General features: G+C 30.9%; 13 protein-coding genes, 1 pseudogene and 1 other annotated feature. Of the genes and pseudogenes, 5 read left to right on the top strand and 9 right to left on the bottom strand.

Translation table 11 applies throughout. The features are described 5' to 3' along the window. Positions 1–14: 14 nt before the first annotated feature. Positions 15–878, bottom strand: coding sequence for a DegV family protein (locus COE53_RS19090; RefSeq protein ID WP_098948541.1), 864 nt, complete (start codon positions 876–878; stop codon positions 15–17). A 177-nt stretch (positions 879–1,055) separates the two neighbouring features. After that, on the bottom strand, positions 1,056–1,724 hold the full coding sequence (locus COE53_RS19085) for a DUF6944 family repetitive protein (RefSeq protein ID WP_069032059.1): 669 nt from the start codon (positions 1,722–1,724) through the stop codon (positions 1,056–1,058). A 107-nt stretch (positions 1,725–1,831) separates the two neighbouring features. Further along, positions 1,832–2,095 (top strand) — a binding site (T-box leader). Positions 2,096–2,171: 76 nt separating this feature from the next. Here COE53_RS19085 and lysS point away from each other — a divergent pair. Further along, positions 2,172–3,740, top strand: a complete 1,569-nt coding sequence (gene lysS / locus COE53_RS19080) for a lysine--tRNA ligase (RefSeq protein WP_069032058.1) — start codon at positions 2,172–2,174, stop codon at positions 3,738–3,740. A gap of 67 nt (positions 3,741–3,807) precedes the next feature. On the opposite strand, the gene COE53_RS24100 is transcribed toward lysS, so the two are convergent. Continuing rightward, on the bottom strand, positions 3,808–3,960 hold the full coding sequence (locus COE53_RS24100) for a hypothetical protein (RefSeq protein ID WP_165347078.1): 153 nt from the start codon (positions 3,958–3,960) through the stop codon (positions 3,808–3,810). A 149-nt stretch (positions 3,961–4,109) separates the two neighbouring features. Between COE53_RS24100 and COE53_RS19075 the strand changes: the two genes are divergently transcribed. Continuing rightward, positions 4,110–4,619, top strand: a complete 510-nt coding sequence (locus COE53_RS19075) for a hypothetical protein (protein ID WP_098948540.1) — start codon at positions 4,110–4,112, stop codon at positions 4,617–4,619. 110 nt (positions 4,620–4,729) lie between these two features. Here COE53_RS19075 and COE53_RS19070 read toward each other — a convergent pair whose 3' ends face one another. The 4 genes from COE53_RS19070 to COE53_RS19055 all read right to left on the bottom strand — a co-directional run bounded on the left by COE53_RS19070 (position 4,730) and on the right by COE53_RS19055 (position 8,200). Continuing rightward, on the bottom strand, positions 4,730–5,347 hold the full coding sequence (locus COE53_RS19070; RefSeq protein ID WP_069032056.1) for a rhomboid family intramembrane serine protease: 618 nt from the start codon (positions 5,345–5,347) through the stop codon (positions 4,730–4,732). A gap of 235 nt (positions 5,348–5,582) precedes the next feature. Next, positions 5,583–6,518 (bottom strand): serine hydrolase domain-containing protein, encoded by a 936-nt coding sequence (locus tag COE53_RS19065; protein ID WP_098948539.1) that lies wholly within the window; start codon positions 6,516–6,518, stop codon positions 5,583–5,585. A 98-nt stretch (positions 6,519–6,616) separates the two neighbouring features. Beyond that, positions 6,617–7,234: an NUDIX hydrolase gene (locus tag COE53_RS19060; protein ID WP_069032055.1), complete on the bottom strand. Its 618-nt coding sequence runs from the start codon at positions 7,232–7,234 to the stop codon at positions 6,617–6,619. A gap of 201 nt (positions 7,235–7,435) precedes the next feature. Next, a complete protein-coding gene (locus COE53_RS19055) occupies positions 7,436–8,200 on the bottom strand; it encodes an exodeoxyribonuclease III (protein ID WP_069032054.1) in 765 nt (254 codons plus the stop codon). Between the two features lie 1,713 nt (positions 8,201–9,913). Between COE53_RS19055 and COE53_RS19050 the strand changes: the two genes are divergently transcribed. After that, positions 9,914–11,347, top strand: a complete 1,434-nt coding sequence (locus COE53_RS19050; protein WP_098948564.1) for a flavin monoamine oxidase family protein — start codon at positions 9,914–9,916, stop codon at positions 11,345–11,347. A 405-nt stretch (positions 11,348–11,752) separates the two neighbouring features. Here the strand turns inward: COE53_RS19050 and COE53_RS19045 are convergent. Both COE53_RS19045 and COE53_RS19040 read right to left on the bottom strand, forming a co-directional pair. Continuing rightward, a pseudogene (locus COE53_RS19045) lies at positions 11,753–12,070 on the bottom strand (ferritin-like domain-containing protein); the annotation flags it as partial. 342 nt (positions 12,071–12,412) lie between these two features. After that, the gene (locus COE53_RS19040; RefSeq protein ID WP_091021142.1) at positions 12,413–13,039 is read right to left on the bottom strand and encodes a 3'-5' exonuclease; all 627 of its coding nucleotides are present in this window, start codon (positions 13,037–13,039) and stop codon (positions 12,413–12,415) included. Between the two features lie 162 nt (positions 13,040–13,201). On the opposite strand from COE53_RS19040, the gene COE53_RS19035 reads away from it, so the two are divergent. Together COE53_RS19035 and COE53_RS19030 are read left to right on the top strand one after the other, a co-directional pair. Further along, a complete protein-coding gene (locus COE53_RS19035; RefSeq protein WP_180242450.1) occupies positions 13,202–13,609 on the top strand; it encodes a CidA/LrgA family protein in 408 nt (135 codons plus the stop codon). Further along, positions 13,596–14,285 carry an LrgB family protein gene (locus tag COE53_RS19030; protein ID WP_098948537.1) on the top strand — a complete coding sequence of 230 codons (690 nt, stop codon included), beginning with the start codon at positions 13,596–13,598 and terminating at the stop codon, positions 14,283–14,285. The genes COE53_RS19035 and COE53_RS19030 overlap by 14 nt, the downstream gene beginning before the upstream one ends. The last annotated feature ends 219 nt before the right edge of the window (positions 14,286–14,504 follow it).

Genomic DNA, 14,504 nt, shown 5'->3' with positions numbered 1-14,504 from the left:
CTCTTTTTATCATATTATTTTTTATTTTCGTTCATAAAAAATATTGCTAAAGTACCAGGTCCTGCATGAGCACCTATAGCAGAACCGATTGAATTAATGACAAACTCCTTACATCCAAATGACTCTGCCATCGCATTTTTAATTTCAATTGCTTTGTCTAAATCGTCACCGTGAGAAATACCAATTAATTGAGTTGATAAATTTGTCCCTCGGGATTCCATAATTTCGAGAATTCTTTTTATCAATTTTTTTGAACCTCTAATTTTTTCAAGTGGAATTAACTTTCCATCTTCAACATGTAAGATCGGTTTAATATTTAATAAATTACCTACAAAACCAGCCACTTTACTTAAGCGACCTCCACGTACCAAATATTGTAGGTCATCAACTGTAAAGATATGTTCAATATGACCGATGCTATGTTTTATATTATTAATAACCTCTTCTTTTGTAGCTCCGTTCATTGCAAGCTTTGCAGCATTAACAGCAATTAGCCCTTGTCCGATTGATGCACTTTTTGTATCAAATATCTCTAAATTAAAATCAGGAAGTTCCTCGTCAAACTCATTTTTTACCATTACTGCTGATTGATATGTACCTGAAAGTTCAGAAGAAAACGCAATATAAATACATGGTGTATTTTCTTTTGCATATTTAGCGAAGGTATTATAAATATACTCATATGACGGAAGAGACGTTTTAAATACCTTTCCATTACGCATTTCATTGAATAAAGTCTTTGAATCCAAAGTTAAACCATCAAAATATTCTTTTTCATCTTCTGAATAAACTCGTAGTGGAATGACATCAATATTATATTGTTCAATGATCTCCTTTGGTAAATCAGCCGCACTATCCGTAATTATTTTTAAATTCATCTAATCATACCTCTGTTTCAAAAAATTGGTTTATTCTATTTAAACCGATAAATTCTATTTTCTCACAAAATGCTTTTACAGAAAAATAAAATGTTTTAATATAATTTTAATAATAATATTTGCTATTAACGAATAGATACCTTCTTTTTTTCGTATTCTTCACAAAAAATTATTATTTTACCATTCGAACTGTTTATTTGGATAATAACCATATCGATAGTCTAACTGTTCTTTTTCATATTCGCTTCTTTTATTGCGAAGTGCATAAATTATTAAAATGGCTCCAAACACTTGAACCCAACTACCGACAAGTAATAAATCATCTCCTAAAATAATTTTATCACGTAGTAATGCAGCATTACCAATACCATCAATTAAAGCACCTAAACCGATTAATTGATTTCCATAAGCCTCAATTTTATCTAGTTGCGTCCCCTCGATCAGTGCTCCAGTTGTTTCTATTTGAGCACCTATTGATTGAATGACGCTTCCAAGTGCATTTAATTTGTGACCTTCCCTTTCCAAACCTTCAATTTCTAAATTTGTTGCAAATGTATTTGTACCGTTTCCGATTGCTTGAATCCAAGCACCAATCATCATTGTTAGTTCAAATTCTTTTTCTTTTTCATTATCATTTTCATTTTTTACTCTCTTATATAATTTTTCTCTTCCAATTGCTTGTATGGAGTTGCCAAATGCTTCAATTGCATTCCCTTTAGCGAATAAACTTCTTCCAAAGTTTTCACTTACGATTTTTTTACTTGATACACCAACAGCAGCCGTTGATGTACCTAATAATAAAAAATACGCACCGATTAGAGGTAAATCATCAACTAAATCCCTCAATTTGGCACCTCCATTCAAACAGTAATTAAATTAGTTTATTCAACTTTAAATTTAATTGACAATTAATATTGTTTTGATTAATATAATAACAATTAATATTTCGACATTTAAAAGCTATGAAGAGAAAAGTAGTAAAGATAAAATTATTTACAGAGAGCTCCTGGTTGCTGAAAAAGGAGTAATAATAAACTTTATGAAAAAAGACTTGGAGCTTCGTATGGAACTAAAGTTCACTTTAGGGATGGTACGCCGGGTTCTCCCGTTATAGAGATAGGGTATAAGCATTCGTGCCGTACCTAAATAAGGTTGGTATGGTAACATATCAATAAACTGGGGTGGTACCACGAAGTTAACAAACTCTCGTCCTCAAGATGATAAATCTTGGGGGTGGGAGTTTTTTTATTTTCAATTAGAAGGTTAAATACAAATAATTTTTGAGGTGAAAACATGCATTGGGCATATAAAATCGCAAATGAATTAATAGAAAAATATCCAAATAAAGAAACTTATGTTTGTGCATCTGGCATAAGCCCATCAGGGTCGGTTCATATCGGAAATTTTCGTGAGATCATTACAACTTATTTTGTTGTGAAAGCTTTAAATAATTTAGGTAAGAAAACAAGATTTATCTTTTCTTGGGATGATTTTGATCGATTTAGGAAGGTCCCTAATAATCTTGATCCAACATATCATGATTTTATAGGGAAAGCTTATTCAAATATCCCTGACCCATCTGGCTCTCACTCAACATTCGCTGAACACTTTGAAAAGGAATTTGAAAATTCCTTATCTGAACTAGGAATTGAGGTTGAGTTTATCTATCAAAGTAAAGAATACAAATCCGGTAGATACAATGTTGACATTATACATGCTATTGAAAAAAGAAAAGAAATTTATGATATTTTAATGAAGTTCAAAACAAGTGTACCAAATGAACAAGAACGAAATAATTTTTACCCAATTACGCTGTACTGTGAAAATTGCGAAAAAGATGATTCTTCAATTACAAAATATAATGATGAGAGCAAAGTTCTTGAGTATACATGTCGTTGTGGATTTTCGAATCAATTATCTGTAGAAGTTGCAAACAATATTAAATTAAACTGGAAAATTGATTGGGCTATGAGGTGGATGAAAGAAGACGTTGTATTTGAACCTGGTGGAAGAGATCATTCATCTGAAACCGGTAGTTACAATGTTTCAAAAGAAATTGCCAAAGCCATATTTGACTATGATGCACCTCATTATACACCTTATGAGTTTATTGGAATAAAAGGACAAAATCAAAAAATGTCTAGCTCTTCTGGTAATTTAATAACTCCAGGTGAGTTATTGCAAGTCTATTTACCCGAAGTGATTCTCTTTATGTTTGCTAAATATAAACCAATAGCAGCATTTAATATTGGTCTAGATGAAGATGTGATTAAAAATTATTCAGAATTTGAACGCTATCAATCAAATTATATTGATCACTCTTTACACGATTTAGATATTTGCCAATCGGTCGAATTTGCACATATCGGGAAAATTGATAAAAAATATCCAAAGTTTAATCATATTGCTAGTATCCTACCTCTCGTTAATTACAATGTAGATCTATTAAAAAACATAATGGCTAATAATGAAGAAACTTACTCATCAATTGAAATAGAGAAAATTAGTCATAAGGCTGAATATTGGATTAAAAAATACAATCCACATAAAAATATAATGATAAATGAAAAGCAAGCTATTGAATTTTATAACTCTTTATCTGAAGAACAGCAATTTTGGTTAAAAAATTTATGTGACTATCTATTAAATAACGAGCCCCAAGATCAAACTGAATTAATGAAAGAATTATATTCGATTTGTTATCATGACGATAAAAAAATCATGAAAGCAAATCAAAAAACTTTTTTCAAAATGATCTATCAGCTTGTTTTAAATAGAACAAGTGGGCCACCAATACCATTGTTGTTTCAAGTAGTGAATAAAAATCAGCTAATCAATTTATTAAACTTAAACGAAAGTTAAAATGAGGTAATTAAAATAAAAATGGACTCAGATTTATAAAATCCGAGTCCCATTTCTTTATCAATTTTTATTGAATACGATTTTTAAATGCTTCTTCTGTCACAATATAATCTTCTTCTCGATCTTCATGTTTACGGTCTTCTGGTGCAACTAGTGATCCTTTTGGATGTGTAGGTTCATGACCTTTTTTCTTATGATTAAAGCTTTTACCTCTTGCCATTATAAAATCCTCCTTAGTTAAATCATCATTAATAATATGAGTATTTGGACTTTAACTTATAGATGGTAGATTATTACAAGAAGAATTTTATTAAGCTGATTTTGATGTTATGATAATGAAAAGGACTTAATTAACAGTTGAGGTAGTAGATGAAAAAAGAATTTGCAATCAATATTTCAAATCAAATTAAAAATTGGATGGTTTCGAATAATTCTTTATTTAATATTGAAGAAATACCAACAACTTTCAATACATTACAAAATTTTCAACAATGGACAAACGGTAAACCAATTGTTTCAGCCTTTCATTTAAGAAAGGTCGAAGAAGAAAGCTATTATTTACTTTTAATCGACTGGCATCGAAATGAAAATTTTTATTTAGTCATCTATGTTGAAAATAAATCTACAACTGCAGCAGAAATAAGAGAAATTCGTGAGCAAGATGGACAATTTTCTTTAATTTGGAAATATAATCCATTGAAACGAGATGGTAAAAACGCTGAACGAAAAGCTTATTTCAAACAAGCATTTGGTTCACTTGAAGTAGAAATACCCATTCCGAGTACTCCTAATGAAGTTGAACGGTTTTTTAATGATCTCTACAAATTATGTAGAAACCGTCAATCTGCAGACAGGATTATAGATCAATATGATTTTTAAATTAAGAATGAGCACTCTAACAAAATAAAAACTCAACAAAAGAAACCTAGTCCATTCCGAACTAGGTTTCGTTTAAAGTAAAAACATAATTGTTTTTTCATCTATGTATTTTAAACATTAACAGAGTTTTGAAATCTTGCACCTTTTTTTAATAATAAAGGAGTGATTATAAAACCAATAATCATACCTGCCAAGTGACCAGTTAAACTTGTCGACGGGATAATTAATGAAGATAGTAAACCAATCCCTAAAAATGTTATGACAAACTTCCGATCATCTGAAAAAAGCATCTTTTTTCTAAATAAGGTAATAAATAAATACATTCCTAAAAAAGCATAGCCTACACCGGATGCCCCTGTCTCGACTGTATTAGGCGTATAGTTAAAATTAATAATAAGTCCTGTAAGGATAACCGATACTAAATAAAATAATAAAAATTTAACTGAACCTAATGCTCTTTCTAATGGTCTACCTAAAATAATCATAAAGGTCATATTCATAAAAAAATGAGCGTAGCTTCCATGCATAAATGCATAAGTAAAAAGTCTCCATATTTCACCTTGTTTTACTAATTCGTGCTCATAACCACCTAAAATGATGATATTTTCAATCGTATACCCACCTAAAAATGTCGTAATGATCGCTAATATAGTACATAAACCAACCATAATTGTTGTGATTGGATATTTCCTAATAAACGTTTTGAAGTCTTCTGTCACCAAAAACATCAATCTTCATCCCTTCTTGGAGCTATTATCAAGTTGTTATTTATATTTACTTATTACTTAATTCGACATTTTTCAAGTAAATTCCTATTCTCAAATAAAAAAATCATACAAAATTTAGAAGCAAATAGAAATTACTGTTTAAAGGGTATTTTAAAAGGATTAAATGAAAAAGTAGCCGTCATTTTGGATAATGAATTCTTAGACTAAGTATCCACCTTTCCTCTCTTTTTTGGCTCTATTCATTTGTTAATATAAAAGGATAATATTTTTGAATGATTTTTAATGGGGTAAAAGTATTGATATATTTTGCACTTGTAAAAATAGCTACGAATTGATTTTTTGGTGAAATAATGATGAATTGACCTCCATAACCCATGGCAAAATAAATCGATGAATCAAGATCCTTTAATAGATTATTTTCAAGCACCCACCAATGATAGGCATATGAGCCAACATGTGGATATGTATGATACTTCGCTTTTGTTGATTTTTCAATCCACTCACTTGAAATAATTTGTTTATGATTCCATTTTCCTTTTTGCATCATTAAAATCCCAAGCTTTAGTAGATCCTCTGTTGTTAAACTTAAACCAAATCCACCGATATTAATTCCTTTTGAATCTTCATGCCAAATAAACTCATTTATGCCTAACGGATCAAATAACATTCGTTTTGCAAAAGTAGATAGTTTTTCATTCGTTACCATCTGAATAATTGCACTTAATACTTGAGATGCTCCCGAATCATAAATCATTTTTTCACCTGGCTTATTAACCATTTCTTTTTCTAGTACATATTCGATCCAGTCTTTACTATTAATCATCGGGAATGGCCGCCCACCCCATTCTCCCCACTCTTGCCAATCATATCCAGGTGTCATTGTGAGCAAATGTTCGATCGTAATGTCTCGTTTTTTCGTTTCAATATTTGGAAAAAATTTAGAAATTGGTACATTAACACTTTCTATAAATCCTTTATCAATTACAATCCCTATTAACATCGATAAAACACTTTTCGTAACTGAATTAATTTTGAATACTTTTGTTTCGCTTTTTAAATTTTTATAAAAATTATATTTAATTTCTCCATTTTGATAAATTAGACACGTAGAAATGCGTTCTTTTTTTAATTCATTTTCGAATGTGACATAGTTCATTAAATTTGTTTTCAAATCATTTCTCCTTTCAATGCCCCTTTAAAACAAAATCGAGCTGCGATAGCAACTCTAAAATGTTTTATTTAACATTATATCTATTTTTAAAATGAACTTTAATCAAAACAAACTTCTTTATTAGGATTTTGATAATATTCAAACATTAATTCCAATTGAGAAGTAGTATTTCGATTAAGAGAAAGTTCTGGTAAATGTTCTTTATCAAAGAAATCAATATCACTTGTTTCTGTTCCAATTGATGGATTACCACCAACAATTTCACATTGTATAAATAATTTGTAGTAGTGATATGAATGAGGTGGATGGTCGTGCTTTGTCATGTCTAAAACTGCAAGTAGTTTCTTCACTTCAACTTTGTAGCCTGATTCTTCAAAAACTTCTTTTATTACATTTTCTGAAGCTGACAATCCAACGTCACAAAAACCACCCGGTAAAGACCATTTATTTTCTAGCTTTTCTTTTACTAATAATATCTTTCCATTTTTAAAAACAACACCTCTAACATCAAGCTTTGGTGTGGGATACCCCCGTTCATTACGAAACAATCCCTCGATTTCTTCAATTTGTAATTCTGAATAATGATTTAAAATATCAGCACTTATGTGTCTTAGTTCTTCATATCTTTCTTTATCAAAAACATCTTTCGTAAAGGTCAATCCTGCTTGAGAAATTGCTTGGATCCTCTGTGCCCATTCTAACCATTTCATACTCATAGGAATCCACATCCTTTTCTACTTTTAGGTAGGTTTACAAAACAATTATATAATTTGTCCTAACTTTAGTTTACGCACAATTACTTCAAGTTGACTTACTAAATGCCTATATAAAAAAAGAAAGCTCTAAAACCTTAGAGCTTTCGGACTGCCCGCCAAACGCTTGCAATCAGTCTGAAATTCAAATCTTTGTGTCTATTTTTAAATAATCGAGTCTTCTAATGTTAAAACAACGGGACAATGATCACTTCCCATTATGTGAGAGTGTATTTCTGAATTTATTAGTTCGTTTTGAAGTCTATTTGAAATAATAAAATAATCAATACGCCATCCAATATTTCGTTCACGGACTTTTGCCATATAAGACCACCAACTATATGAACCTTCTTTAGTTGGATTTAAAAATCGGAAGCTGTCAGTAAAGCCACTTTCTAATAATGCTGTCATTTTACCACGTTCTTCTTCCGTAAAGCCAGAATTCGTACGATTTGATTTTGGATTTGCTAAATCGATCTCATTATGTGCGACATTTAAGTCCCCACATAAGATGACTGGTTTATGTTCATCGAGCTTATTTAAATAGTTTTTAAAATCATCTTCCCATTTTAATCTTATTGGTAATCTAGCTAAATCTCGCTGAGAATTGGGCGTATAAACATTTACCATATAAAATTTCTCAAATTCTAATGTTAATACTCTTCCTTCTTGATCCTCTTCTTTACCGTTAAATCCAAAGCTTACATTTAATGGTTTATGTTTCGTAAAAATTGCAGTACCTGAATAGCCCTTTCTTACTGCAGAATGCCAATATTGATAATAACCGTCTAATTCCAACGTTATTTGATCTTCTTGGCACTTCGTTTCTTGTATACAAAATAGATCCGCTTTTTGTTCATGAAAATAATCTAAAAATCCTTTTTGCACACATGCTCTAATTCCGTTTACATTCCAAGAAATTAATTTCATATTTTTTTCTCCAATTTACGTTTAGGTTTCGGTTTTACTAACGATGAACGTAAAAAAAGCAACATCATATGAATGTAAATCATTTTCAAGTTTACTGCGTTCAGCTTCAAGTTGTTCAATTTTCCTTGAGAAGCCTTCTTAACCTGTTCTGACTATTCTATAAGCTGTTGGAAGAATTCACATTCGTCTTTATCTCCGTTATACGAGTTCGTAAAGCCTTTTTATTTACATCTATACGATTTAACTTGTCCTCTAGTAGACTAATAGAGTAACCAATCATTTTAATTAAATCGTTTTTCCTATTGTTATGTATTTTATGTAACTCACTTTCACAAAACGGTTTAACAAAAGATTCTAATATCCTTAATTTTCCTTGAACCTTGTTCTTTGGTTACGTCTCCCTTACTAGACATTAGTAGAAAAGCGTTACCAGTATATTTAATTTGACACAACATATCTATAATACCATTAGCCACCAGCGTTTCCCACTTATATTAGGTATCAATTCATTATTTAATGTATTAGCTATCCATGATTTACGTATAAATCGAATACTCTCTTTACCACATTGATTCAGATTGAACTATAGTTATTTCCTTAGTTTCAGTAGAAAATGAATAACCGTATAATCTATTTGATAAGTGTAATTTACCCTCTGCTGCTTTGACACGCAGCCCAAATTTAATCTTATTACTTCTGTCTAAAGATTCATTTTCAAAAAAAGTTGAGTAACATCTGTAACATCATTCTATTGTACCTTAAGTATTAAGACCCACATTCTGATAGTAGATAAAAACCTCTTTATCCCTCAGTGAATCAATTACATCAATAACCCTGGTACTAAGGGTGAAATTGCATGATCATGTTAGTTCCACTCATCTCATCGACATACATTTCGACTAAGTTATAACCTACCAATTACATTCGTTGATTTATATAGACCCGTAGTCAAGGATTACCAATAAAGGAATATAAAGTTTTCACATTTTCTCTACAGTTATAGAATTAAAATTTCAATATAATTAGAGAGTATTTAAGAAATTTTACTACACGACTAGGATGAGATGTTGAGTTTTCATTAGTTAATCCGATGAATTCAGACCTTAAATTATTGATTGTTAAAAACGGTAACGTATTCTATAACTTAGCTAAAAGAGGAGGAATGTTGATGAAAAATAAGGTATTAGACTACTTAGATACAATGCATGTTGTTGAAATGTCGGGTTGGATTTGTATGGCACTAATGGTTTTAGTAGGTATTATAGCTTGGTTAAAGAGCGAACATTAGATTTAAAGGAGAGATAAAACATCTTCACTTAATATCAATATTAATAAATAGCGGTTGGCTTTACTGTGGTCTTGGTAGTGTATCACCTGTAGGGTATTGAGTAGCAAAGATCAATCTATAGCCTACTGCACGACCTAAGCAATGAGCGCCTTTCGTATTAAACGTGGTTACTTCATCACTTCAGCTGGTTTACAAAAGATGTCCTCGCATACACAAATATTACTTTAATTGATGGAAATAAATTGATTAGACAACAAATGCACTCATTAAGAGCTCACTTCAGTGGGCTATTTTTATATTAGAAGTAATAAATTTTTAAATTAAATAGTTAAAATTCTACTTCAACTCGTAGATGAATAATTTTAATAGACAATCTATTTATTCAAATGAAGAGGTGGGATTCTTTGGTACAAGCAAAAATCTCGATGGATCAGATGGTAAGTATAATACAAAATGGATTAACTAAAACGAATTCTCCAAAACGAGTATTAATTATTGGTGGAGGAATATCAGGGCTATTAAGTGGCTCACTATTAAAAGAAGCTGGACACCAAGTTACAATTATTGAGGCAAATAGAAGAATTGGTGGACGAATTTACACAAGAAGAGAACCTTTTCTTGATTACGATTATGTTGACTTAGGTGCTATGCGTATCCCTTCAATTCATCAGTTGACATTTGCACTAATAAATAAATTTCATTTACAAGTAAATGAATTTATTAATAGTACTCCCAATGATCTAATTTATCTTAATAATGTACTAACAAATCAAAAAACGTATGAATCAAATCCAGATATCTTGAACTATTCTGTTCTCCCACATGAAAAAGGAAAAACGGCAGTAGAGCTACTGTTATCTGCAATAGGCCCAGTGATTGATTTTATAAATCAAGATCCAGATAAAAACTGGGATATCATTATTGACAAATATGATCAATATTCAATGGAAAATTTTTTGAAATACAATCCCGTAGGAAATTCTTTATCAACCGGTGCAATCGATATGATTAAAGCAATTGTTGGTTTGGAAGGTTTTCCAGAACTTGGATTTACAGCTATATTACGAGAAGTTATAATACTTTTAACTCCGAATCTAAAGCTTTATGAAATTACAGGAGGAACTGATCACCTCGTAAGAGCTTTTTTACCACAATTGAGGGACAACATTATATTGAATGAAAGGGTAACCAAAATTATACAAGGAGATTTCAATGTAACAATCCACACAGAAAATGAAATACTGACTAGACAGAATCAGTATGAATGTGACTATGTTATCTCTACAATCCCTTATTCTTTATTAAACTTTGTTGATATTTTCCCATACGAGTCTATATCTGATATAAAATGGAAAATTATAAGAGAATTGCATTATGCAGATTCAACTAAAATTGCTATTCAGTTCAGAACAAAATTTTGGGAAAGGTTTGGCTTGTATGGTGGAAAACTAACAACCGATTTACCTATCAAATTTTCCTATTTTCCTAGCCATGATATGGGTTATAAAACGGGAATTATGTTAGCAAGCTACACCTGGGAAGATGATGCTGCAATTTGGGATCATATGAAAAATAATAAGCGTATTGATAAAGCATTAGCTAATCTGTCAATGATTTTTGGTGATGTAGTTTATAAAGAATTTTTGGCAGGTTATTCTCAAAGTTGGACGCAATTTTCATTTGCAGGTGGAGCATTTGTGATGTATAAACCAAACCAACAAAGAGAACTTGGCCCTTTTATTAGCACACCCGAAGGTAGAATACATTTTGGAGGATCTCATGCCTCCTCTACTCCTGGATGGATACAAGGGGCAATCGAATCGGCTATCCGAACCGCTAATGAAGTTAATAATTTATAATTTAAATTCATAACGTACTTTTGAATGGCTTAGACATAGTTAAACACTGACTACTTAAGTAGTCAGTGTTTATTTTTTACCTTGTTTTGTTTCGGTATGTCTAAAAAGTTAATAAGTAGTTAATTGGTCAAATGTATTTTAGAAGATAGAAGAAGGTATTTTCTAAGGCAATTAAAAAAATTTCTATTTTACTTTTAATATTTTGTGAATAATTAAATTTATTGATTTTGTATGTGGTTATTCAGAAATAAATCACAAGCAGAACTTTAATCATAACCATTGCTATTTTTAAAGCAAAATAAAAACTAGACTTATAATTAACATAAAAAAAAGTTCCTTTTTTTTGAGAAGGAACTTTTTTTTATTATCCAATGATCGTATTTCAAAACTATATTGAGATTGTTTCTAAGAATGTAACAGTGACTTTAGGTAATCTACATGTCCACGGTCCTTATTAAGAATGTTATGAACCAGTTTTAGACTTTCTTCATCTAATTTATCACGTACCAGGTCCTCGGTCATTTTTATCCCGTATTGATTTTCACCTTTAATCGCATGTTTAATAATGTCCTCATCTGTATTGTAATTATTAATTAAATTTCCGATCACACCTTCAACTTTTCCAACCAATCCTTTACTCGTTACAGGTGTTCCACCAAGATTCTGAATTCTCTCTGAAATAATGTTTGCATGATTTTTTTGATCTTTCTGAATTGAAATAAACGAGTCTTTTAATGGGGATTATTGCAACTTTTTTATAAAGTGTTCATATGCATGAATGCCCATATATTGACCCTGCAAGAATTTGTTGAGTGTCTTAATTGTTTGTTGTTATTCCAATTGTACCACCTCTAAGTATAATCTTATTATGCCACTTATAATAAAAATTATTGGTATTTCAACTAGTCGAGTAGAAAGGAGTCTTTTTACTTTACGGGTAAATTGAACTCCATCCCAAAACGTGCTTGCGCTATTAACGCACACGGCTCCTCCAAATTATCTTTCACAGAACTCAGCTGATTTCAATTAGAAATTGCACTAAAAAAGACAGAAAAGGAATTAATCCTAATCTGCCTTTACCCTAGTCCTTTTATTGCTTTTCTTCGGTTTTACTAAAGATGAACGATAATCAAACTGATGAATTTGCCCATGGTAAATTGAAGTTTTCTCATATAACTCTTCAAATGATGAGATTTCATATTCCTTCGTTAAATGCAGAAATATTTTCGCGCAAGCCTCTGCATCCGCTAATGCATGGTGATGATGATCTAATAAAATACTGAATTGCCTTGATAAAGTATCTAATGAATAACGAGATTGTTTTGGTAATACCTTCTTAGCAAGTTGCAATGAACATAGTAAATTATTTGAAACTGAAGGTACACCATATCTTGATAAATTATCTTTTAGTGCATATCCATCAAATGGTAGATTATGTGCAACTAATGTTTTCCCCTCAATTTTATCTTTAATCGTTTCATAAAATTCTGGGAATAGAGGTGCATCTTGTACATCTCTTGGCCTAATTCCGTGCACAGAAATATTCATCGAATAAAATTCTTCTTCAGGATTAATTAGTGAGTAAACTTGGTCAACAATTACTCCTTCTTCAACAAATACAAAACCGGCAGCACAAATGCTATGTCGATTGTAATTTGCCGTTTCAAAATCGAACGCTACAAATGATTTCATATTCTATTACTTCCTCTATTTATATGATAAATCTATTATAATCTTTTTTATAAAAAGATGCATTTTTATAATCTCTAAAAAAGTTCACATTTTCGCCATATTTTATTGTACAATAATAAGATTAATAGTTTATTAGTTAGTAAGAATCAAAGGATGTTGAAAATGAATTTTGTAAAATTAATTGTTCAAATAAGCTTTCTTTACTTATTATTTTTTATTGGAAATATCATTCAGCAGCATTTACATCTAATCATACCTGGAAGTATTATTGGTATGTTGTTATTATTTTGTTTACTATTCATACCATTCTTTAACGAAAAATGGATTCGATATGGTAGTAATTTTTTAAGTAAGCATTTAACGCTTTTGTTTATTCCAGCTACTGTTGGAATAATGAATTATTCTTCAATTTTAAATTTTCACGGTTTAATTTCGATTATAATAGTATTAGTTAGTACAGCAGTTGTATTTACTATTACTGCAAGCATTAGTTCGTATCTTACTTCAAGAGCCCATAAAAAACAAACAAAAGATTTATTAATTGGGAGTGATACGAATGAAGGACTTTAAAAGTTTACTATTTATCCTCTTAACCATTTTGTGTTATATTCTTGCTAAAAAAATGTACGCTAAATTCACATACTCGCTATTGATCCCGATTGTTACCTCTACTTCAGTTATTATCATAATTCTTGTAAATCTTCACATTACGTATGACTCGTATATGCTTGGAGGAAAATGGATTAATTTACTTTTAGGTCCTGCTGTTGTTTCTTTTGCCTATCCATTATACGAGCATCGAGCAACATTAAAGAAACATTGTCTTTCGATAATAGTTAGTGTGATGGCTGGTACAATTGTCGGTCTACTTTCAGGTGTATACTTGTCACTATGGCTCGGATTAAAAAAAATCATCTTGCTTTCTTTAGCAGCAAAATCAGTTACAACTCCTTTAGCTATGGGCATCACTTCAATGATAGGTGGTATTCCATCTTTAACGGTTGTATATGTAATGATTGCTGGTATTTCAGGATCAATGTTTGGTCCTGCTATTCTATCAAAACTTAAAATCGACCACCCTGTTGCGATTGGCGCTTCGTATGGTATCTCATCACATGGAGTAGGTACAGCAAAAGCAGCAGAATATGGAAAAATTGAACAAGCAATTAGTTCAATTGCAATGACGCTTAGTGCGATATTGGCCTCTATTCTTATTCCATTTTTCATAAAATTAATCTTGAAATAAAACTTCCCACAAGGTACTTATTTTCCTTGTGGGATATTTTTTGAATTAAGATGATTTTCACTGATCAGTATTTTTCCAAACATAAAAAGGTGTCTCAAAAGTACAATGACCTATGAGACACCCTATTCAATATTTTTTTAATTTACCAAGGTCTTCCCCAACCCCATGGACGGCCCCAGCCCCATGGACGATAAAATCCCCAAGGTCTTCCCCAGCCCC

The sequence above is a fragment of the Bacillus sp. AFS029533 genome, from assembly GCF_002585125.1.
Classification (GTDB): Bacteria; Bacillota; Bacilli; order Bacillales; family Bacillaceae_G; genus Gottfriedia; species Gottfriedia luciferensis_B.
Note: the sequence above shows the minus strand (reverse complement) of the source record. Positions and strands in the feature narration are given on the sequence as shown.

Excerpts from the sequence above, each read along its gene's own strand:
- lysS (WP_069032058.1), top strand. The coding sequence starts at position 2,172 with ATGCATTGGGCATATAAAATCGCAAATGAATTAATAGAAAAATATCCA.
- COE53_RS24100 (WP_165347078.1), bottom strand. The coding sequence starts at position 3,960 with ATGGCAAGAGGTAAAAGCTTTAATCATAAGAAAAAAGGTCATGAACCT.
- COE53_RS19060 (WP_069032055.1), bottom strand. The coding sequence starts at position 7,234 with ATGAGTATGAAATGGTTAGAATGGGCACAGAGGATCCAAGCAATTTCT.
- COE53_RS19040 (WP_091021142.1), bottom strand. The coding sequence starts at position 13,039 with ATGAAATCATTTGTAGCGTTCGATTTTGAAACGGCAAATTACAATCGA.
- COE53_RS19055 (WP_069032054.1), bottom strand. The coding sequence starts at position 8,200 with ATGAAATTAATTTCTTGGAATGTAAACGGAATTAGAGCATGTGTGCAA.
- COE53_RS19030 (WP_098948537.1), top strand. The coding sequence starts at position 13,596 with ATGAAGGACTTTAAAAGTTTACTATTTATCCTCTTAACCATTTTGTGT.
- COE53_RS19075 (WP_098948540.1), top strand. The coding sequence starts at position 4,110 with ATGAAAAAAGAATTTGCAATCAATATTTCAAATCAAATTAAAAATTGG.
- COE53_RS19070 (WP_069032056.1), bottom strand. The coding sequence starts at position 5,347 with ATGTTTTTGGTGACAGAAGACTTCAAAACGTTTATTAGGAAATATCCA.
- COE53_RS19050 (WP_098948564.1), top strand. The coding sequence starts at position 9,914 with ATGGATCAGATGGTAAGTATAATACAAAATGGATTAACTAAAACGAAT.
- COE53_RS19090 (WP_098948541.1), bottom strand. The coding sequence starts at position 878 with ATGAATTTAAAAATAATTACGGATAGTGCGGCTGATTTACCAAAGGAG.
- COE53_RS19035 (WP_180242450.1), top strand. The coding sequence starts at position 13,202 with ATGAATTTTGTAAAATTAATTGTTCAAATAAGCTTTCTTTACTTATTA.